The 20,858-nt window shown below is 40.0% G+C and carries 17 protein-coding genes and 1 riboswitch; of the genes, 7 read left to right on the top strand and 10 right to left on the bottom strand.

Features of this window, described 5'->3' with window-relative positions:
* Nucleotides 1-193 precede the first annotated feature (193 nt).
* Complete coding sequence (locus N475_RS14215; RefSeq protein WP_063365460.1) at nt 194-2,920, top strand: polymorphic toxin-type HINT domain-containing protein; 2,727 nt, start codon at nt 194-196, stop codon at nt 2,918-2,920.
* A complete protein-coding gene (locus N475_RS14220; RefSeq protein ID WP_063358892.1) occupies nt 2,920-3,276 on the top strand; it encodes a DMP12 family DNA mimic protein in 357 nt (118 codons plus the stop codon). The genes N475_RS14215 and N475_RS14220 overlap by 1 nt, the downstream gene beginning before the upstream one ends.
* A 310-nt stretch (nt 3,277-3,586) precedes the next feature.
* On the opposite strand, the gene N475_RS14225 is transcribed toward N475_RS14220, so the two are convergent.
* Genes N475_RS14225 through N475_RS14235 form a run of 4 tightly spaced genes read right to left on the bottom strand, consistent with a single transcriptional unit; the run spans nt 3,587 to nt 5,197 of the window.
* A complete protein-coding gene (locus N475_RS14225; RefSeq protein ID WP_063358891.1) occupies nt 3,587-4,027 on the bottom strand; it encodes a hypothetical protein in 441 nt (146 codons plus the stop codon).
* The gene (locus N475_RS26205; protein WP_264373395.1) at nt 4,024-4,146 is read right to left on the bottom strand and encodes a hypothetical protein; all 123 of its coding nucleotides are present in this window, start codon (nt 4,144-4,146) and stop codon (nt 4,024-4,026) included. Before N475_RS26205 ends, N475_RS14225 begins: the two co-directional genes overlap by 4 nt.
* A 53-nt stretch (nt 4,147-4,199) precedes the next feature.
* Nucleotides 4,200-4,793 carry a Crp/Fnr family transcriptional regulator gene (locus tag N475_RS14230; protein ID WP_063358890.1) on the bottom strand — a complete coding sequence of 198 codons (594 nt, stop codon included), beginning with the start codon at nt 4,791-4,793 and terminating at the stop codon, nt 4,200-4,202.
* Nucleotides 4,794-4,846: 53 nt separating this feature from the next.
* Nucleotides 4,847-5,197, bottom strand: a complete 351-nt coding sequence (locus N475_RS14235) for a cupin domain-containing protein (protein WP_063358889.1) — start codon at nt 5,195-5,197, stop codon at nt 4,847-4,849.
* Between the two features lie 204 nt (nt 5,198-5,401).
* On the opposite strand from N475_RS14235, the gene N475_RS14240 reads away from it, so the two are divergent.
* Complete coding sequence (locus N475_RS14240) at nt 5,402-6,712, top strand: cysteine hydrolase family protein (RefSeq protein WP_063358888.1); 1,311 nt, start codon at nt 5,402-5,404, stop codon at nt 6,710-6,712.
* Between the two features lie 64 nt (nt 6,713-6,776).
* Here N475_RS14240 and N475_RS14245 read toward each other — a convergent pair whose 3' ends face one another.
* Nucleotides 6,777-7,817, bottom strand: coding sequence for an AraC family transcriptional regulator (locus N475_RS14245; protein WP_063358887.1), 1,041 nt, complete (start codon nt 7,815-7,817; stop codon nt 6,777-6,779).
* A gap of 248 nt (nt 7,818-8,065) precedes the next feature.
* Entirely contained in the window at nt 8,066-9,037 is a 972-nt protein-coding gene (locus N475_RS14250) for a haloalkane dehalogenase (RefSeq protein ID WP_162269600.1), read from the bottom strand.
* Nucleotides 9,038-9,517: 480 nt separating this feature from the next.
* On the opposite strand from N475_RS14250, the gene N475_RS14255 reads away from it, so the two are divergent.
* The 3 genes from N475_RS14255 to N475_RS14265 all read left to right on the top strand — a co-directional run bounded on the left by N475_RS14255 (nt 9,518) and on the right by N475_RS14265 (nt 15,075).
* Entirely contained in the window at nt 9,518-10,639 is a 1,122-nt protein-coding gene (locus N475_RS14255) for a heme-binding protein (RefSeq protein WP_063358886.1), read from the top strand.
* A 1,016-nt stretch (nt 10,640-11,655) separates the two neighbouring features.
* The gene (locus N475_RS14260; RefSeq protein ID WP_063365461.1) at nt 11,656-14,088 is read left to right on the top strand and encodes a TOMM precursor leader peptide-binding protein; all 2,433 of its coding nucleotides are present in this window, start codon (nt 11,656-11,658) and stop codon (nt 14,086-14,088) included.
* Nucleotides 14,089-14,103: 15 nt separating this feature from the next.
* Nucleotides 14,104-15,075, top strand: coding sequence for a Gfo/Idh/MocA family oxidoreductase (locus tag N475_RS14265; RefSeq protein WP_063358884.1), 972 nt, complete (start codon nt 14,104-14,106; stop codon nt 15,073-15,075).
* 432 nt (nt 15,076-15,507) lie between these two features.
* Here N475_RS14265 and N475_RS14270 read toward each other — a convergent pair whose 3' ends face one another.
* The 4 genes from N475_RS14270 to N475_RS14285 all read right to left on the bottom strand — a co-directional run bounded on the left by N475_RS14270 (nt 15,508) and on the right by N475_RS14285 (nt 18,011).
* Entirely contained in the window at nt 15,508-15,993 is a 486-nt protein-coding gene (locus N475_RS14270; protein WP_063365462.1) for a GNAT family N-acetyltransferase, read from the bottom strand.
* 294 nt (nt 15,994-16,287) lie between these two features.
* Nucleotides 16,288-16,962: an alpha/beta hydrolase family protein gene (locus N475_RS14275; protein WP_063358882.1), complete on the bottom strand. Its 675-nt coding sequence runs from the start codon at nt 16,960-16,962 to the stop codon at nt 16,288-16,290.
* Nucleotides 16,963-17,159: 197 nt separating this feature from the next.
* Nucleotides 17,160-17,591, bottom strand: a complete 432-nt coding sequence (locus N475_RS14280; RefSeq protein WP_063358881.1) for a hypothetical protein — start codon at nt 17,589-17,591, stop codon at nt 17,160-17,162.
* A 111-nt stretch (nt 17,592-17,702) separates the two neighbouring features.
* Nucleotides 17,703-18,011: a hypothetical protein gene (locus N475_RS14285; protein WP_063358880.1), complete on the bottom strand. Its 309-nt coding sequence runs from the start codon at nt 18,009-18,011 to the stop codon at nt 17,703-17,705.
* 728 nt (nt 18,012-18,739) lie between these two features.
* A riboswitch (cyclic di-GMP riboswitch) is annotated at nt 18,740-18,822 on the top strand.
* A 225-nt stretch (nt 18,823-19,047) separates the two neighbouring features.
* On the opposite strand from N475_RS14285, the gene N475_RS14290 reads away from it, so the two are divergent.
* The gene (locus N475_RS14290) at nt 19,048-20,850 is read left to right on the top strand and encodes a cellulose binding domain-containing protein (RefSeq protein ID WP_063358879.1); all 1,803 of its coding nucleotides are present in this window, start codon (nt 19,048-19,050) and stop codon (nt 20,848-20,850) included.
* Nucleotides 20,851-20,858: the final 8 nt, after the last annotated feature.

Consider the following 20,858-nt stretch of genomic DNA (forward strand, 5'->3'; position numbering starts at 1 on the left):
CAGGGCTGTTCATGCCTAAAATCCTGCTTTTATAGCTCATTGGACAAAATAGCCGAGCAATTGCTGCATATATCACTTTTAGGAGTTGTTTGTTCCTGTTTAGAAACTTGCTTAGTGCTGTGGTAAATTAAGATGGGTGATGAGATGGACACTCCCAAATCGGCGTCAATATGAAATTTGAGATGGGTGTCATATGAAATTTGACCCAAATTCAGGTGAATCCACTTTTATATACAATGGATTAGGTCAGCTACGCCAACAGGTTGATGCTAAAAATAATAAGTTGAACTTTGACTATGATGGTTTATCACGAGTTATTAGGCGTAAACTAAATGAGAACGTTGAATCTGTATGGGTATTTGATTCAAATAAACTGGGCCAACTTACGAGTGAAGCAAGCAACAATATCAGCAAGGTATACACTTATGATGAGCACGAGCGTGTTATAACTAAGACAGTGACATTGCCGATAGAGGGCGTAAATCAAAGCTTTGAGTTTAAAAATAGGTATCACAGTGAAAGCGGCAAACTACTTGCCAAGCGTTATCCATCTGGAGAAATAATTGTAAACAGATTTGATAAATTTGGTATGCCGCATGTTTTTGAAGATGGTAACACCTCAAATATTTATCATAGCTACGATAAACTAACTGCTAGAGGTACAAATTCAGTTACGACGCATGGTAATGGCATTGTTGAAAGTGTTGACTATTTGCTTTCTGGGTTGATAGGTAAAGTCTGTGTTAGTGGGAGTGCAGCATGTGACCAAGGTATTTTAGTCAATGAAAATTACACTGAGTTTGATGGCTTTGGTAATTTAACACTTAAAGAGGACCTAGTTGCCAGTGTGGCTGAATCATATCAATACGATGCGTTGCATCGGTTGAAACAGAGTACTCGCACAGCAAGCGGATTAGTATTGCCAGAGTTTTTGCCAGGAAGTGTTATAAATTATGACTATGATGCTGCCGGCAATATATTGTTGAAGTCAGACTATGCAACGAGTTACCGTTATGACGGAGGAAATACTGGCGGACCAAATGCTGTTAAGCAGGTTACTAAGCTTGATGACACAGTGGTGACTTTTAAATACGACGCAAATGGTAATCTAGAAGTCGGTGACAATTTAACTATAAGCTATAACGCATTTAATAAACCGGTTGAAATTCAACGTGGTGGAACCAAAATTAGGTTTGAATATGGCCCTAATGGGGCGCGTTATATGCAGGAAAAAACCACAGCAAATAATAGGCAAAGTACTTACTACATAGACTCCGATTATGAACTAACTGTGACCAGTGCAAATCAAGTGGTAACTGACCGAGTTAGGCATTATTTAACTCCTCACTTGATAGTTGAGCACAATAGCTCAGGACGTTTAGTAAACTATCTCCACAAAGATAGACTAGGCTCTACAGTGGCTATTACCAGTGGTAGTGTCGACGTGAAATTGGACGAAAAGCGTAGCTTTGATCCATTTGGAAAGCCAAGAGATGAATTTTATGGAGACACAGTTGCTGGTCGGTTGCAGTCAAACTTAAATGACAGAGGGTTTACAGGTCACGAGCATTTGGATGATGTGGAGTTGATCCACATGAATGGTCGTGGTTATGACTATAACTTAGGCCGCTTTTTAAGCGTAGACCCTTATATTCAATACCCTGAAAATAGCCAAAGTATCAACCCCTATAGCTATATTTTAAATAACCCGATGGCAGGAGTCGATCCAACAGGATATAGGTCTAGTCTATTTCGTAGTGATGATTGGGTAACGACCTACAACTTAAGTACATCAAATACTAAGCAGATAAATCAGAAATCTAATGGAGTCAACCATCAGCAAGGCGATACTGGAACTAGTCAGTCTTTATTAGTTCAAGTAGGGAAGGAGTTTTGGGAAAACGCGGATGAGTATGGGAAGTTAATTTTGACTGAAGCTGTCAAGCAATTAGTTAAGCATTCCCCTCAAGCATTTGCTGATGTTTCAGGTTATTCATCAGCTCAAGACTTAGTGACAGCCTTAGAAACTGGCGAGGTCGATGATCTTGGTTGGGTTGTCGTTGGAGCGATAACCAGCCGGTTTGGAGGCAGAGTCTTTAGCAACACTATAAGGCGTAATCCTTGTAACAAAAGCTGTTTTGTTGCAGGTACAATGGTCCTTACCGATAAAGGGTATGTTCCGATAGAGTCTATTGGTGAAGGTGACAAGGTACTCGCAACAGACATCCACACAGGAGAGCAGTCATGGAAGCCTGTGACTCATACTTGGGTAGTTTTTGACAAAGATATTTATGAAGTCCAAATAAAAGCTAATGACGGAACTTATCAAACCGTTGAAGCGACAGATAGTCATCCATTTTACGTTGTTAATAAAGGCTGGGTAGAGACAATAAACTTAACTCTGGGTGATAAGTTTATAAATGAGCAAGGGGAACATTACTTAGTTACCGGGCTACGGTCTCTTGATAGAAAAGATATCGCGTATAACTTTACTGTCCAAGATTTTCATACTTATTATGTAACAGAAAAAAATATTTTAGTGCATAATTGTGGTGAAAAGCTTACTGAAAGTAATAGGGTAAAGTCAGACGCTACAAACACTGGAGCACAAAAAAGGCTGGCGGCATATTTAAAGCATAGTGCCAATTGGGCAAGTGGAAGTCTAAAAGGGACTCTTGATAAGTATGCAAAAGAAATCAAGGGAGAGCTTTCTCATGACGGAGTTAAAACAAACTTTGTAAATGAAAAGTTAGGCATAAAAGTGATGCAGGATAATGAGAACAATTATTTTAGAATCTATGATATAAACAGAAAAACATATCTTGATGCTTCAGGAAATATTCCGAAAACCGGTGCTCTAAGAGGTAAAGAAGCTAAAAACTTTCTACAAGAACAAACTCATATTAGGAATACTGACTAATGTCTGATTTATTTACGATTTTTGTTACCGATGATTCAATAGATGAGAATATTGCTGAGCATCATGAGGTTGTTCAGTGGAGCTATCAAAATTTGGAACATCCAAATGTCATTCCCGTAACCTCCAAGCAAATATATCATTTAGGTAATATTGGAGTTTTGGATATTATTTCAGAGTTAAATGGTAGTATGCTTGGTGAAGGAGAGGATGATTGGATTATTGAGAATGAAATCAAAAAAGAAATATTAGATAGGCTTGAACGAGGTTTTAATTTTGAAGATGCTCTACTAATTAAGTTAAAAGAGTTATTTAAATGCTCTATTAAAAATGAGCGAAATATCTATTTTCATTTTTGATACCAAAGCCCTTCGGGGCTTTTTCTTTGTCCAAAAAACATTAAAAAACCAATATTTATAAGTCTGAAAAATAGACTTTGATTTATTTTTAGAAAGTTTGCTGCAAGCTCCTGAACTAAACTTTTATTGTGTCACTGCATTTGTGCAAAAACTTTCTCTTTCTACTACTCTTCCGTGGTCGATTGCTTTGCTAGAGTGGAACATTGCGCCTATTTAGTTCGATGGGTACAGTTTTTGGGCTAAGCAAAAGCTTTTGCTAGGCCCAAAATGTTAGGTTGAGGGAGAGCAGCGTGATGGCTTGAATGTATATTTATTGCAGCTGTGTAAGTATGTGCAACAACCCAAAAGTCAACAAAGTACACGCGATTAGTGATAGCAGTGAGCCTGTTCTTACCATAATCTTGACCATCGATTCGGTAGTTTCGGCCGCCGAAAATCCAGCGCCAGCGATAGGAAGAGCCTTACTAGCACCTGTTACAGACGCAATAGTTATTCCGAGCCAGATCAGTATAAATCCTACTGTACAGCCATAAGCCACAAAAACCTCTAAATATAAAGGCAACTCAACCAGCGACCAAATAACACCAAAGATCGCCAGAGCCATTGCGCACTGAACAGCTGTCAAGTGACCAGAAAGAGCCATTCGAGCGTTTTTTACTGCTGGTATCAATGCACCTTGTATTAAACCAACAAGGAAAAAGACAGCTCCAATAAAGATGAGTTGTGCACCAATCTGTGTAAGTTCTATCATGACGCCTCCAATGTATCTATGGCGCTAGGCGCAGTGGCACTACTTACATTCCAAACATTGACAATGTAAAGCGAAAAGCTTTGTGCATGTTGGCTTTTAAATCTTTTAGAGGTATTCATTGTTAGTCTCCATAGAAAAAACACAGGGTAGACAACGGAATACTAAAATTCATTCACCTAGATTCATTTTTTAATTTACTCAATGTTTGGGGAGCAACACCAAGATAAGAGGCTATATGATATGACTTAACTTGTTTAAAGATATAAGGGTATTCGTCCAGTAAACGCTCATACCGTTCGGCTGCCGTCTCGGACATAAGTGAAAGCACACGCTTGTATGTTGCGGAATAATAGGTGTTGTGTATCCATATTCTTGCTAATAACTCCCACTTTTGCTCCTGAGATATAAATTTATCAAGGGCTTCTAAAGATGTGACATAAAAAACTGAATCTTCAAGAATTTCAAAATTGAGCATGGATCCTGTTTTTTCGTAAAAGCTTACACTATCGTCCATAAAGTGATTTAAACCATGTTTACTTTTTCCGCGAAAGTAGAGTTGCCAAGTATGATCTTTGCCATTCATATCACTAAAATATGATCTGGCTAAACCACTTTTAATAAACCATATTTCATTAAACACGTCACCTGCACGGTGCACTATCGTTCCTTTTTTGACATGTTTTATATCGAATATCTCGCATGCATAAGCCCATTCATCATCATTGACAGGAATATACTGCTCAATCATTTTTCTAAAGTATTTCATGGAATTAAATTTTTATTTTTAATATTACACTGTAGATAAAAGGAAAAATTAGTTTACTTTAGACTTGCTTGGATGATAAGTAACTCAATCTCACTGCTTGAAGTATTTATTAAGCCATGTGTACCAAAAGGTTTGTTTACAATCATATCTCCTGCAGTAACTTTTCTAGTTTCACCCTCAATGGTCATGGTGCCTTCTCCTTTCAATATGATATACATTTCTTCATCATTACTGTGCGTATGTTCCCCCATGGAGCTTCCTGGTGGCATAACTACCCGAAGTGCAAAGTCCCAAGCACCGGTAAAATCTTTGCGCCTAAATGCTCTATAGATATCGATTGAGCCCACACCCCCATGGCTATTTTTGTCAGTTTCTTTATCACAATTGTAAAAGTTACGTATCATTTATTCTCAACTCCTTTTTCTTGTTCTACATATCGCTACAACGCCAGCATAAACCACATACATCGCTTACAGCCAGCCTAAAAAGCAAATTAAGCACTTGATATATCCTCAATTGACTTTGTTAACAAAGCGTTTAAATATCGATGGTTGTTCATAATTTAATCGTGCGTTTACTTTGAAACAAGGATAATTAAAAGGTGATTTATGAAAAATTCTCTATTGGTAATTTCGCTGGCGCTTGGGCTGTCCGCTTGTAACATTGACGACAGGCTGCAATTAGCATCAGAAACAAAAAAGAGTGAACAGGTCCATTTGAGTGCACAAAATACGGGTCTACTCATTATTGATGCTCAGCAAGGATATGTGATGGATAGTGACGACTTTTGGGTCAAGATATATTATCCACAGTATCAAATACCAGCCCAAAATGTAGATCCTCAGTTGCACGCCAGTATTGACCGTATTGCGCAATTAGCGCAAAAAGCCAATGATTTGAATATGCCAACAACCATTACTTACGAAGCTTTTAATTCTGAGCAGGGGCTTGAGTATACACCCTATATCACACGCATTGCCCAAGCGCTCGATGAAAATACCCAGAGCTTTTTTAAACAAACATTTAATTCAACATTAGAAGCAGATATTCATGCGGCGATGACGGCTTGGTCCGATGCTGGTATCTCTCGTGTGGTAGTCGCGGGTGCAGAAACCGATGTATGTGTTATGCAAACAGTTTTAGGGCTTAAGAAAATGGGCTTTGATGTATATTTGGCGAGTGATGCGACGTTTTCTACCGAAATTTACGAGCGACCTACCTTTAAACGTTTGCAGCAAGCTGGCGTAAAGTTGGCAAAAGCCAGTGAAATTATTGAATCGATGGAATCCAAAGACAAATTAGTATATAGCCCGCGCTATGCGGTGGGACAACGTGATGAACTTTATCAGGGCGACCGTCATAAAATGGCGAAGATCAATTTTAATATGGATGATGCAAGCCTAGCTAAGGCGGAGCATGATAACAAACCAGCAACAGAGCCTAGGTTTACGTATTTAGGCTCGGAACAGGAGTTTTTATTTAGCTACATACCGAGCTTTCATGTGAATAAAAAGGGTAAGGCTTATACATCTAAATATCGCAAGAGCCCCAATGTGGTTAGCTATAAAAAAATTGATCCTGTGATTGCTGATATTAAAGCAGCTGGAAAGACTCAAGCTGTGATATCCGGTGTGGTTTCCCAATTAGGACTGTATGACGCTGTCTATAAGCTGATTGAGGCGGGTATAACGCCAATCATTTTAGAAGATGCATTGTTAGGTTCAGATGTAGATCCTATTCACTACTTAGATTACATCTATCAGCTGGGGGCAGTGCCAAGTACGCAAAAATCACATGGGTATGAGATGTTTGTCGAAATACAGTTAGGTGACTTAACAGAAGAGGAAATAGCGGCTTACTATCAAATGATAGAGCTAAATGAAGTCGTGATTCCAGAAGTATACCCACGTCTACGTTAATTACTTAGTGCTTGTTTTCTATAAAAAGCAGCATAGCTTAAGGCTAGCTGCTTTTAATTTATAATCAGTGCTTTGTAGCTTGGCTAAATCTCGTTTTGAACTCTCCAGGAGACATATCAAAAGTCTTTTTAAACTCGCGATAAAAAGTATTTTTGTTGTTAAATCCTGCATCTAAATAAAGCTCAGACACTTTTGTCTTCTTACTAGCGAGTTTTAGCATTTGTGCTGCAGCATGAACTCGGTATTTATTAACAAACTCATAAAAATTGGTATCTAGATGCTCATTAAGTAACTCAGATGTCTGATTACTGGTCAAATCTAGCTCTTTAGCCAAGCAGTTTAACGACAGTTCATTGTTTAGGTGCAACTGTTCCTTTTCAAATAGGTCTATCAATTGCTTTTTTTGTTGGTTGGCCAAATCCGGTGTAAGCTCCAAAACTCTTATGGGTTTTGCCTGCTTAACTTTAACAATATCTATAAACCCTTTAGAAAGCATCAAGATATAAATAAACGTCAGTGTATTGCTCAAATCCCAAAGTAAACGTAAGTACTCAGATCCCATTTTATGTAATGTTACTTGGGCAAAGTAGGCGCTAGAAACGACCAAAAAGAACACAACAATGGCTTTTTGGCTGATCAATTGTTGAGCGCGATTGTTATTGGTTTCACTATGACTAAACCAAGTCGATTTAGCGAGTAGGAATTGATAAAAGAGCACATGTGAAAAATACAGTAATGCTAAAAGTGTTGGGATCTCATTTTGCTCTACCAACCTTCCGGTGTAAAAGATTACAAATGGAAAGAAATGGAGAAGTGATTTAGCATAGTCAAAATGCTTTTCTGGTTTATATGTTATGTAAAAATAAATTGCTGGACCAAGTAATAGTAGAGATGAGTGCACAAATGCGATAAACGGATACGGCATATAATTAAAAGCAATGCCAATATATTCCAGCATAGGTGTGGAAAGCAGTAACCAAAAAATAAATAATGCAATCTGTTGCTCTACTGCTAATCGGCCTTGGATCAATGCCAGTGCAATGGTCACAAACACAACGTAAGCAGCTGAAACAATGTAAAGTATTTTGAGCGACTCTGCTATCACATTTAATCCTTTATAAGCAACGGGGAGGTTAGAACTCAATAAACTAACCCACAACAAAAGAAAGTAAAAGAGCACAAAGATGACCGTTTTTAATATCTATTGGCATAACGTCTGAATTTAAGGAAATGGCAATTTTTAATTTGCCTTTACTGTAATGATGGGCAACAAGGAAAAAGGTAGATGACAGCAAAAAAAATAGCCCCTAAGTAATGGAGGCTATTTTCGCGGTGAGTATTGCTGGTAGGTGGCTAGTCGTCGAGTCGGCGCAGCCAGTCATCAAGAGAGCGGCCTATCGCGTCTGGTTGGTCTTCAGGTAGATAATGCAGCCCTTGTCCAACATAAGAAGTCTCTAGCTCATCAATATTGTCAACATACCACTTGAGTACTTGGGGTGATCTTTCAACGCTTGGTGAGCCATAAATATACAAAGTTGGCATATCCGTTTTGCGCATAAAGCGTTTAATTCCTCTCATTAAGCGGTCGGCTTGCGCAGGTTCATGAGCAATAGGAAGTTGATTTGGCCAAGCAAGTAACGGCTTTCTAGACTCAGGAACAAGATATGGTGCACGATATGCTTCCATTGCATGTTCGCCTAATGTGCGGTTAACGGAAGCGGGCAAAGCTTGCTCAATCCACATATTTTGCTCAATTACCAACATTGGCCCTAATACCGGGTCTCTGAGAGCTCTAAAAAAGTCAGCAACAGGACCAAGTCTTTCATAGCTTTCGGCTGGAAATTGCGGCGGTAAAACACCTTCCATAAAGGCAAGTGCTTCTACTTTACCAGGATTTCTTTTTGCATAGAGCCACGCAATTGCCGCGCCCCAGTCATGACCAACCAAAATTACTTCATCAAGATCTAGCCCTTTTATAAAGCGGCTAAAATACTTGTATTGCTCTTTAAATGTGTACTCTATATCTGGTTTGCCCGAATCACCCATGCCGATAAGATCAACAGCAATAGCTCTGTGCGTATCAGAAATATAAGGCATAACATTACGCCAAGAATAAGATGAAGTTGGGTTGCCATGAACAAAAACCACTGCTTTACCTTCACCTTGTTCTAAATATGTCATCCAACTATCTTTTACTTCAATAGAGTGTTGTTCAATATTATGCGTTTCATCAACAACAGGTAGCGGAAATTTTACATTGCTAGCGGCCATGAATGGAGTTGAAACCCCCAATAATGCGAATAGTAAGATGCGTGCATAAGTCATATTTTTGCTCCTTGAGATTTTTAAATTACCTATAGCGCTCATCCAATCTATATGACGTTACAAGTGTATCTTTCTCTTTAGTGCAAAATGAAAAATTAATTATATTAGTATATTTTTCTTATAGTTAGATATGTCACTTTGATTAGGGTGACGGTTTGGCTAGGGGGGAATGAGGTGGCTTTCAGCACAATTGAATATTTGAAACATTGAAAAGCCAAACTCATGGGTATTTTCAAAATGCCTGTGCAGTTTTCATCCTCGCAGGGAAGTGTGTTACTAGTCTTCATCCCAATGCTCAAAGCGAATCGCGGTTAGACATCTAACGCTGATTTTAACAAATAATAATATATTCCTTTAATAATAAATGCTTATTCCTGTGTAATGGGTGTGTAATAAACTAAAAAAAACCTTGCTGATATACTCAAAATCCAGCTTAAAAATTAATCAACCGTTAATTTATGCACAGCAAGGATAGTAACCATGAGCAAGCAAGATCCAATCGCGCAATTACAAGTCGAAATCGCGCAGCTTCAATCTGCATTTGAAGATCTTAATAAACAATGTTCCACTGCAAGTGAGCACAATGCCATTTTACGTTGCGCTACATGCATTCCTCAACAGTTTAGTGACTGTACAGATAAAGCCACTAACCCGCAGCAGCCGCAGTTTGTTCCTGATTTTAATGTACCGCTGATAGCGGCAGGTGGTGGCGACCACAAGTGTGAGATCCTTGAAAAACTCGGCCCGTTGGCTAGGTTAATCGGTACTTGGGTCAGTACGCGATATGGGGGCTTCAATGTTATGCCTATTCCGCAAGATAACGCACCTAATGGCTTTATTTTAAAAAACTTTCCTTACTACGAAGTCATGACGTTTAGTGCTATTCAGGGCAAAGTAGCTAATCGCGCAGGTAATTATGAGCAAGATGCTTATACTATTTTTTATTCACAACGGGTATTTTTTGCCGATGGCCCTCAAAAAGACACTCTTGTGCATGCTGAAAATGGGAGCTGGTTACATCAGGTGATTGCGCCTCAAGGACAGGGAACATTGAATGTTGAACCTTGGGTACCAGACACTCCCAATCCATTACCAAAGCAAGAGCAAAGTCGAACAATAGTTAAACAGGTTTCTGTGCCTCATGGGAATTCTATTTTAGCGATTGGTCATCACGACCGCTTTAGAGGGGCACCTAACATTCCTGTTGCTAATGCTTTACCAACTGCTGGTGGCAACAGCTTTAAAGCACCATATGGTTCCGATATTCCAGAGAACCCAAATGTTAATCCTAATATTGTACTGCAAGTAGCCTTAGACAGCCTATATCAACAAGGCATAGGTGTGATCGATACCACTGTGTTGGATGTAGATACCGAAACCGATGGTAATATTGCCAATACTCCCTTCATGAGAGCACATTCTGATGTGCCTCGATTCAAAACTACACTGTGGCTGGAACATTTATCCAATGGCCTAGATATGCTGCAGTACACCCAAGATATAACTTTGGACTTTAGTTTGGCAAACGGGAAAGACCCAAGTAAACGCAGCCGTTATAAGTTTCCGCATGTTACTGCGAACACATTATTTAAAGTTCAATAAAGGCAATATCGCAATGTAACGAATATGTCTGGTCAAGGCATTTTGTTTGCAACGTTTGGAACACAAATGGCAAGCAACAACCCCAAGTTGTTTTTGGTATGAGGTACCAAATACAGCATTTAAATTAACTTTAAGGAAAGTATTATGAGCGAGCAAGCAATAAAAGAACTTCAATTACAAGTGACTGAGCTCACTTCAAAAGTCAAAGCGCTAGAAGCGCGTTGTAACCCTCCTAGGGTCGTAGATTGTGCTGTATGTTATTACTGCACGCCTTGTGCTCCGTGTATCACACCCACAATTTTATGCGCCCCGTGCACAACTACACAATGTGTTACCTGTGCGCCAGTTGGTACTAGCTATCAACCGTTAGGCCCTCCAACTCCATGTGTGGCATGCGTACAATGTGATGACAACTACAAATGTGTAACTTGTGAGCCTGTCGCTAACTGTGTCACTTGTTACCCTTGCATTGTTAATTTCTGCGCGCTGTGTCAACAAGGGCAAAACTTACAATGTCAGCAATGTACACACATCACCAAGTGCGAAACTTGTTATCCGTGTATTGTAAACTTCTGCCAGCAATGCGCACCTATTACTAAGTGCGAAAATTGTTATCCATGCACAGTTAATTTCTGTCAACAATGTGAGCCAGTGACGCATTGTGATACCTGTTACCCTTGCATCGTTAATTTTTGCGCTCTATGTCAATCGGAGCAAAAGGCACATTGTCAGCAGTGTACACATATTACCAAGTGTGAAACCTGTTACCCTTGTGCCATGAACTTATGTACACAGTGTTATCAATGTGCACCTCAATGCGTGCAGTGTTACCAGTGCGCTCCTCAATGTACTCAATGTGTATCGCAATGTGCACAGTGTTACCAATGTGCCCCGCAGTGTTTGCAATGTTTTCAGTGTGTAACTTGCATACCGTGTAGTACTGGCGGTTAGCACGCAGTGATTGGCATTCCCTGAGCGCAAATCAGGGAATGCCCTTAGAAATGGATGTTTAATTTATGAAAAAACTAAGATTAACCCCTGCTGCGAGCATTATTCCCAACAACAGCGGTGTGTTATTAAGTTCAGATTTGGGAGACTTTCAAATTCACGGTCGAGATACATCAGACTTTGTTGAGAAAATACTGCCGTTACTGGAGGGGGAGCTTACTGAAGCTGAAATCTGTAAGCGCCTACCTGAATATGGTGATACGAGTATTCAGGCTGTTCTGCAAATGCTTAGCCAATATGGTTTATTAGAAGAAGCCTCTGAGCAACTAGAGTTTAGGCCCCCTGGTTTAGTACAAACTCGTTTCTTACGCCCATGGCACCAAGCAAGTCAAACGCCGCATAGCCAAGAACAAATATACTCTCTTGCTCCTTGCAAAGTATTGGTCGTAGGCATAGAACCTTGGGCTGTAACTTTGTTAGAAGAGCTAGGCACAGCAGGAGTAGGCCACATTCATTTATTAGATAAAGAAAGTATCACGAGTGACGACTTAACATGCCACCGTTTTCTCTCTGCTGAGGATATTGGCAAACCAAGAGCGCAGGTATTTAAGGCTGTACTACAGCAACGTAACCCTTGGATGCAGATCAGCCACTCAGCGCTCACTTCAAATACCAAAAACTTAGGCAGTCCTTCAAATGACTGGGACTTAGCCATTGTTACTTTGGGCAAAGATGCCAACTTTTGGTCACATAAAGTATCGGAATATGTGCATCAACATACCATTAAAGCCATTTATGGCCATTTAGATGGTTTAGAAAGCTGGATAGGTCCTGCTGTCAATATAAATAACACCTCTTCAAGCTCATGTTGGAACTGCTTAAGGTTAAGAAAGTTAGGTGCAGAGCAGCATGGTGAATTGGCGCACGAATTAGAAAAAAGTAATAAAAAAAATCGTGACGGGCGAGCTCGCAGCATGTTGACTCCTATGTCTGCTATCACGGGCCAACAGCTTGCAATGGAGGCATTAAAAATTCTTTGGGGCTTTACTACGAGTGAGCTGTCATCCCATGTATATGTACAAAACCTGATTACGCACAAATCAGAAAAACATGCGATTATTCCTATTCCTTGGTGTGAAGTTTGCGGCTTTGATCATAGCCACACTAATACTCACGCTTTATCAATGCAGCGCGACAAAAAATCAGCCGCTAACCCGCTCAATCAAATACAAGACATTGAGCAATTTAAATCCCTATTTGAAGGCTGGGTGGACCCGATCACGGGGGTAGTGCGTCAGCTCACAGGTCATGCATCACATTTGCCTGATTTTCCTATCACCGCATCTGCTGGGGTATCCTCGTTTACCGAAGGTGAGTTTGATCCCAGAGCGTCAGGTCAAGTCGGTTCCGGTAAGGGGTTAGACCATATTTCTGCACATATTAGTGCGGTAGGAGAGGCACTGGAGCGATATTCAGCGGCGCGATACCAATTAAGTGATTTTAAATACGCATCTATTAGCCAGTTACACGGTGATTATGTGGACCCTGATACTTTGGTTTTGTACTCCAATAAGCAATATAGTACGCCCAACTTCCCATTTCACAAATGGCATAAAAAGCAAAAGATACACTGGTGTCGAGGTAGCTGGTTAGCGACCGATAAACCAGTTTGGGTTCCTGCTTTGGTCAGCTATTTTAATTTTGCTTGCCCCTATAAAGAGCAATTCAGTCAAGTATCTTCAAACGGACTCGCAGCAGGTCAAAACAATGATGATGCTGCGCTTAGAGCCTGTTATGAATTAATTGAGCGCGATGCCATGATGCTTACGTGGTATGCGCAATTACCTTGTGAGCGACTGTGCTATGAGGCACTTAACAAGGGCAAAATGCGGGTTATGATAGATGATTTAACTAAACTCGGCGTAGAGCTCGAATGTTACTTGCTTGAGGTGGGTTTACACGTACCAACTGTCGTATGCCTAGCAATAGGAGATGGCTATCGCACCCCAGCAGCATCAGTTGCACTGGCCACTCACGGTGATATTAAAGTTGCTATGCGCAAGGCATTATTGGAGCAAGGACATGTAATGCCGTACCTGTGCCAACTCATGCGTTCGGGGCATAAAATTCCGAATCATGTCAGTGAAGTAACGAGCCTGGAAGATCACGCCGCATATTATTTTAATACGCACAAGCTCGCCGCATTTGATTTTATGCGTCGCCCCCTAAATGAGGCTAAAACGCTGGATGACTGGCCTTATGAAGTGATCACGCAAGTTACTCAACTCAAGCAGCGTTTAGATTCGGCAGGCATAGAGGTTGCCATTGTCGATGTCACCTCACCAGACATGGCTTTAAGTCCATTTAGAGTCGCACGGGCTATTGGGGTCAATATGCAACCTATTCACTTTGGTGAGCAATTTAAGAGGGTAGACAATCCAAGGTTACGCAAATTGTTGCAAGGGCGCCCCGTTAATAAAGAGCCACATCCCATTGCTTAGAAAAAGGACAATATTATGAAAGTACTCGTGTGTGGAACCCATTATGGTTCCACTTACATTCGCGCATTAACTCGTTTTCCACAAGAGAATTTTTCATGTGCCGGCGTATTATCAAAAGGAAGTGAATACTCTCAACAGATTGCCAAGCAGGTTGGAGTACCATACTACTCTAATGTAAACGCTATTCCAGCAGACAATATTGACATTGCGTGTGTCGCAGTATCGGGAGAAGCCGGAAAAGCAATAGTATTGTCTTTGCTTAAAATGGGAGTGTCCGTATTATGTGAGCACCCCGTTGAACAAGCGTTTGTGCAAGAAGCACTAGCACTTGCCAAGCAGCACCAAGTACATTTTCATGTCAATGGACATTTTGCCGACCTATATGCACCGCAAGCATTTTTGAAATCTGTACTTGCCGCATATCAACAGGGGTTTGGCTGTATGCACTATGCAGTGGGCGCCAATTTAAGAACGTTATATTCGGCGCTGGACCTTTTGGGTCGAGCGTTAGGTGGGTTCGAAGAATTGAAAGTAGTCAAATATAGCGGTGAGCCTATGGCATTTCAGCCTGTGATGCTTAAAAATAAAAACCTCACCGTGTCTGTCTTATGTCAAAATTTTTCGTCAGTTGAAGATGACGGCAGTGCTACTTTTTTGAATCATCAGTGCTCTGCGTTATTTCCTCATGGCACTTTGACATTAAGTGAGACTACGGGTCCTTTGAGCTGGTTTCCTTCCAGTCATTGCTTGCCGGCCGAATCATGGAAAACCTATATGCCCATTGAACTCCTTCCTATGGACCAACAGCAGTTAATGGACCACAGAGACCAATGTAACCTTGCAGCTATCGCAGCATTAGCTGCCACTATCAAGGGCGAAACACAACCTGTATACCAGCAGCCACATTATTTATTGGGGTTGAGTGGATTATGGCAAGCTGTTTTGATGGAGTTGCAACCACAAGCTAAAGACAATTGTGCAGCATAATGGTGGTTTGTTGGTACACCTAGAGCATTTGGACTGCGCTAGGTGTACGGTAGTGTAGTTAAAAATATCTGACGTCAGTAAATATGTACAAGCAATAGGGTATACATTGACACCCATGCCTAAACTCATCTTGTTCTTTTTTGATGATTAATCTATACCTTCACAAGTTATTACACCCTGATGAGTTGGTTGAACCTGCCACCTATAGCAAAACTTGAGCGTAGCGAGCAGGGGACTTATCAAATTGGTGAAGCCAAACAAACATGTGAGTGCGCTTATAAGCGCATCTAGTGAATACTCACTTTAATAACAGTCTATAAAAATAGAGGAAATGTCGTGGCACTGCGCCATATAGTCGTTTTAAGCGGTAAATTTCAGTTAGCTAAATTATGTGGGCAGCCAACATCAACTAGTTACACTTGAAAGCCTTTGTCATGTTGTTAACTCTAATGTCATTAACTTGGAGTTATTTCCATAGCTTGGGCAAACTAATGCATTAGGTGTAATCGTAAACCCAAACTTAGCCCAAAACGTATCAGAGCCTTGTACTGCCACCAACATTATTTTAGTAAAGCCTTGTGATTTGGCCTTGGCTATTACATTAGTTACCAATTTCTTAGCGATACCTTTACCTCGAGCCTGTTGCGCGATAGCTAAATCATGTAAATACAAATTCGGGCTATCAGTAATTTGGGCCTTTTCATTTAACTTAGGTGGTAGTTCACTTCCCCATGGGTGAGACAACAGGTAAGCTACGATTTTGTTGTCATTATTTAAGTAAACAGCACAGGTGTTCGGAGATGCAATCCATTTACTTTTAAGCTCATTTATTTCCTCAGGTAAAATATCGGTATAAGCCTCTTCTTGAATTTTTAAAATACTATTCCATGAACTGCCTGAAATTGAGTTTATAGGCATAATTTAATCTCCTGAGATATGATGCGTTGTGTATTTAATATTAACTTGTAAATAAATTATTTGTATTTTTCTTTGTTGAATTCGATTTGGAGTTGTTTGATGTCAATTTTTCGTTCGTATATTTTGGCGCTAAGTTTATTTTTTCTCTATTATATAATGGTGTCATTATTTTAATTCTAGTTGTTTTTCTACAGGTTCCTCCTTTTATTTTTAAAAAGTAGCACATATTATCATGTGAAAACTAGGTGGGAAGAAGCATACACAAGCCGATTTCACCACTTGGTGAAATATTTTTTATAAGGCAATTAAGCTTTGGACCAATTTTGAAAAATAATGAGGATTACTCTGTACTATAAAGTGACCACCTGCGGCCTTAACCACGTTTATATTTGTACATAATTCCTTAAATGCATTCACTGATTTTTTCGACACCAAGTAATCATTGCTCGCTTGGACATAAGTACATGGAATGGATAAGCGCCGATTTGGGCGGGTCAAGTCAGCTATAACCTTAAGACGCTCTCTTAAAATTACGTTATTGATAGGCTGAAGAGAAGAGATAAATAACTTTACTAGTTTTTTGTTTTTGCGTTGAGCAAACAACAGAGTGCTCAAAACAGTGTCAGGAATTATATTCGAACGAACTAAGTTTAAAGGAAGAAGGTTGTGAAAGCGACTGAACCAGGATGGGCTTTCTAAAAAGCTGGCTGCGAAAATTACGTGTTTAATATTTAGATATGGAAGAAGCGAAAGGTGGTAAGCTATAAGCCCTGAATAAGATTCAGATAAAATTATAACTTCTTCACTACCGATTAAAGATGCTATTTCTAGTGACTGCTCTATTGGAGTTGTTGCTATTAATTCATTTAAGCATATGACGTGAGTATCTATACCGGCAGGTAATTGATCTAACAATGGACAAAATAACTTACCAGTTCCATCCATTCCTGGAATAAGTATTACTTTCATAGAATAAATCTCTTATTTGATGGCGCCTCAATATGGAGCACACAGTTGCATGCCGAGGCATAGAGGTGAAGGAGTGCAGCCATGCGTTTCGCGAGCTTATTCATAACTTGTCATGCTTCTCTCAATCTTGGCCCTCGTCACCTGCGACTATAGCTTCAAGTAATTTAGTTAGTTTTTTGCCTTTGCTCAACAGCTCATTAGATATGTAATGATAACCAGATATGGTAACTATCATTACCATCTAATTTATCTTCAGAGATGTCCTCTAAATTTTTGTAACCAATTTGAACATTATATTTACCAGGAGTAAGCTCAATGCGCATTGCCTCGGGGAAGTAGTCGGTGCAACCCGCAATAACAAGCATTCCACTTTCGCAGAGAATGGTTGTTTGATTAATAAGATCAAACTCCGCCTCAGCGATAACTTGAGCAGACTTGCTGATATGAATGGAAACTGGAACGTCCATATTACGAGCAGTTCCGACACCTATAATACTTTCAGACTCAGCTAACCGATTAGCTACAGCTTCATCAGTCCAAACATCCGCAAGATTAACATTGAGCTCTTTATCATCTTGAATGTAAAATTGAAAATAATCTGCGAACAACTCCAGCTCATAGCTTCTCATATTGCACCATATGGCCATAAAAATCGTTATAAAAAGTAGGTTGAAACTTGAGACAAAAGGCCGCTAGCCTGTTGCTTTATATCCTTTTATCAACTGCTTCGTCAGTTGCGCTCATTCGATACGGTCAACAACTTCGACTCGAGAGCCTTGTGGACAATAAATTTCAAGTGTTTCTGAATGAGCGTTGGTTTTACCCCAAGTACGTTCGATATGCCATGCTGGCAACTCATCTGACTCCTCATTAGAAGGACTAACTGCAAACGACCAGTGGCCGCTGTAAAAGCAGTGAATGAAAATTCCCTGTGATTCGTTAGGTGCACTAATCTCGAGAGTACAAATGTAACCGCCTTCTTTTAACTTGGGGTTAGCAGTGATATTAAACTCATTTGTTTCACAATCAATGCCATCGTAACAAACCATTCTGTCACTAGCCCCCAAAATATTGCTCTTTTTCCCTCGGGCTTTAACTTTTTAGTTGGTTCTTTATTCTTTTTCTTGAGTAATCCGAACAATCTTAGTTTTCCCTATATGACTATCGACTTTATAAATGGTGAAAATAGCAGGGTAAGATTAGTGATGAAAGAATGCAAGTCTAATATTTACATTTGTACTGTTTATTAATATTTATCGGTTGTTTTAATGGGTTTTAGTTAATTTTAAATTAAGAGTATGGTTTTATTTTTCCCTCGGGTTTAGCCTTTGATATGTGGGTGAGGAGGCAGCGTAAAACACTAGAGGTTAAGGTGTTTTGGATAATGGGGCGGTAAAGTTTTTATAGCGTAAAGCTGTTTTAAATGATGGTTTTTATTCTGAAAAAATTCAAATTAAGAGTGGTGCTATTATTTGTGGGGGGATTAATTTTGTAGTGCTTTCTTGGTTATAATAAATTAAATATTTATATTTATATATTGTTATTTTGGTTTTTTATTAACTAAAATTCGAATTTAGTTGAGAACTACTTTGATGTGTATAAATAAAAGTCATATTTCAACTTTTTCATAAGTTACTAATTTATATAGAAGTTATAGGAAAATACTCATAATTTGGTATGGCTGTATAGCGCTCAACAAAGTGAAATGTGCAAATACTGTGAAAGTTGAGGTGATGGCTTTGCGATTATTGCAATTTTAAGCTAATTTGCTTTAACAGGCTTAAAATAGCAAACCTTTTGAAAGAGAGGGACGCAAAGCTTCCGGTCTAAGGTGAACACTAAGATAGCGGGGTTGCTGAATGCCACTGTTTATAATGCTGTAGTGAGCATACTTTTGTGTATGCTCATTGTGCTGCTGATCGGTATTCACGCCTATGACATATGTTGTCATCCCCTTAATTTGTCAACTTTCCTTATTCCCGAACTTGCTCTAGCTATTGCGGCCTGTTAGCTCTGGTCAACGCGTATTTAGCGAGGAGCAGTAGGGAAATAGCATGCCAAACGGCAATGTTTCGGGGAATTTTCATGAGACAACATAGAGATAGCAATAAGCAGCGCAGTTTGTTAAAAATTGGACTCTGCTTTATGGCTTTGGGGCACTCCATACACAGCTTGGCTGCGCAATGCGAATTCAAAGTTAAAAATGAATGGCAAAGTGGGTATACCGCAGAAGTCACAATACATAACGCAACTGACTCCGCCATAAATGGTTGGAAAGTTGGATTGGAATTTACACAAGGTGAGTCGATAAGTAATGCTTGGCGAGCGCAACTTAGCGGCAACAACCCATATCAATTTGAAAGTCACAATTGGAATCGCAATATAAATCCAAGCTCATCTCAGTCTTTTGGGTTTAACGTTAAAAAAAGTAATGGACAGGAAGCTATTGCACCAAGGTTGTCAGGCATTTGTGAAAATGGCTCACAAGACGACGTTGATGAAGTCAAAATTGAAATTACAGCGTCAGAAACTCTGGGTACAGCACCTGCCTCAATAAGCTTTTCTAGTGAGATAGAAAACTTATCGTCAAATAATGTGAGCTACCGTTGGCGTTTTGGTGATGGCCACAGCTCCAGTGACATAAACCCGCAGCATATATTCGAGCAAACAGGCTCTTATCAAGTTTCATTGACCATAAATGATGGCAATACTGACTACCATGCAGCACCAATTGAAGTGGCGATTGGTGCTGCTGAGCCAGAAACTGCACTTTGTGCTTTTGAGGTTGAACAAGAATGGATCTCTGGCTTTCGTGGCAAAGTTACGATCACCAACACCGAGAGTGTTGCCATATCAAGCTGGAAAGTCTTAATGGCCTTTGCAGACAGCACCAAGCTGACGGGGGTTTGGCATGGTAAACATAGTGGTACTAACCCTTATGAGATTATTAATGAAAACTACAACGGTACGATCAATCCTGGTCAGAGTATAGACTTTGGTTTTAATGCGCAAAAAGCGCACGAAAATGACGAACCAAAAACCCCTTCACTTGGCGGCTTATGCACAGTAGATGGCAATATTAATCACGCCCCAACGGCTGTCGCCTCAGCCTCTGTTACACAGGGAGAGCGGCCGTTAATTGTCAACTTTGACAGCAGTGAATCTTCTGATTTAGATGGAGATGCGCTGACTTTCAATTGGGATTTTGGAAACGGAAGTACATCAAACGAACCAAGCCCAGCAGTTACTTTTGAAGAAGAGGGCATATATTCTGTTAAATTAACCGTAAGCGATGGTGTCAATAACTCGGTGAGTGAACCGATCAGCATTCAGGTATCCGAGCCTGATGTAACACCGATAGTTCAACCACTTGTGTTAAATCCCCAAAGCTCAAGCCTGCATTTTGTTTCTACCAAAAAACAGCATTTAGTCGAAGCACATACATTTGAAAATTTAAGTGGCGTTATCTCTACAGAAGGTGAGGCGAGAATAGCCATTGATCTAGCAAGTGTCGATACGGGGAACGAAACCCGAGATGACAGAATGAAAGCGTTTTTATTCGACACAGAGCTCTTTCCAACAGCCGAAGTCTCAGCCTCAGTTGATTATGCCACCGTGACATCGCTACCCATTGGCAGTACCGAAAAACAAACTATCTTAGCGACTGTTAATCTCAAAGGAATCATCGCAGAAGTAAATGCAGACATTGTGATTCGACGTCTTACGAGCAACAAAATATTGGTACAAAGCCTAACGCCCATTGTGCTAGACGCAACAGATTTTGGTTTAGAGTCTGGTATCGAAACGCTAAAAACACTGGCGGGTTTATCGGTTATCAGTTACGCGGTTCCCGTGAGCTTTAACTTAGTATTTGAAGTTCAACAATAGGAGGGTAA

This window comes from Pseudoalteromonas luteoviolacea DSM 6061 (assembly GCF_001625655.1).
Lineage (GTDB): Bacteria > Pseudomonadota > Gammaproteobacteria > Enterobacterales > Alteromonadaceae > Pseudoalteromonas > Pseudoalteromonas luteoviolacea.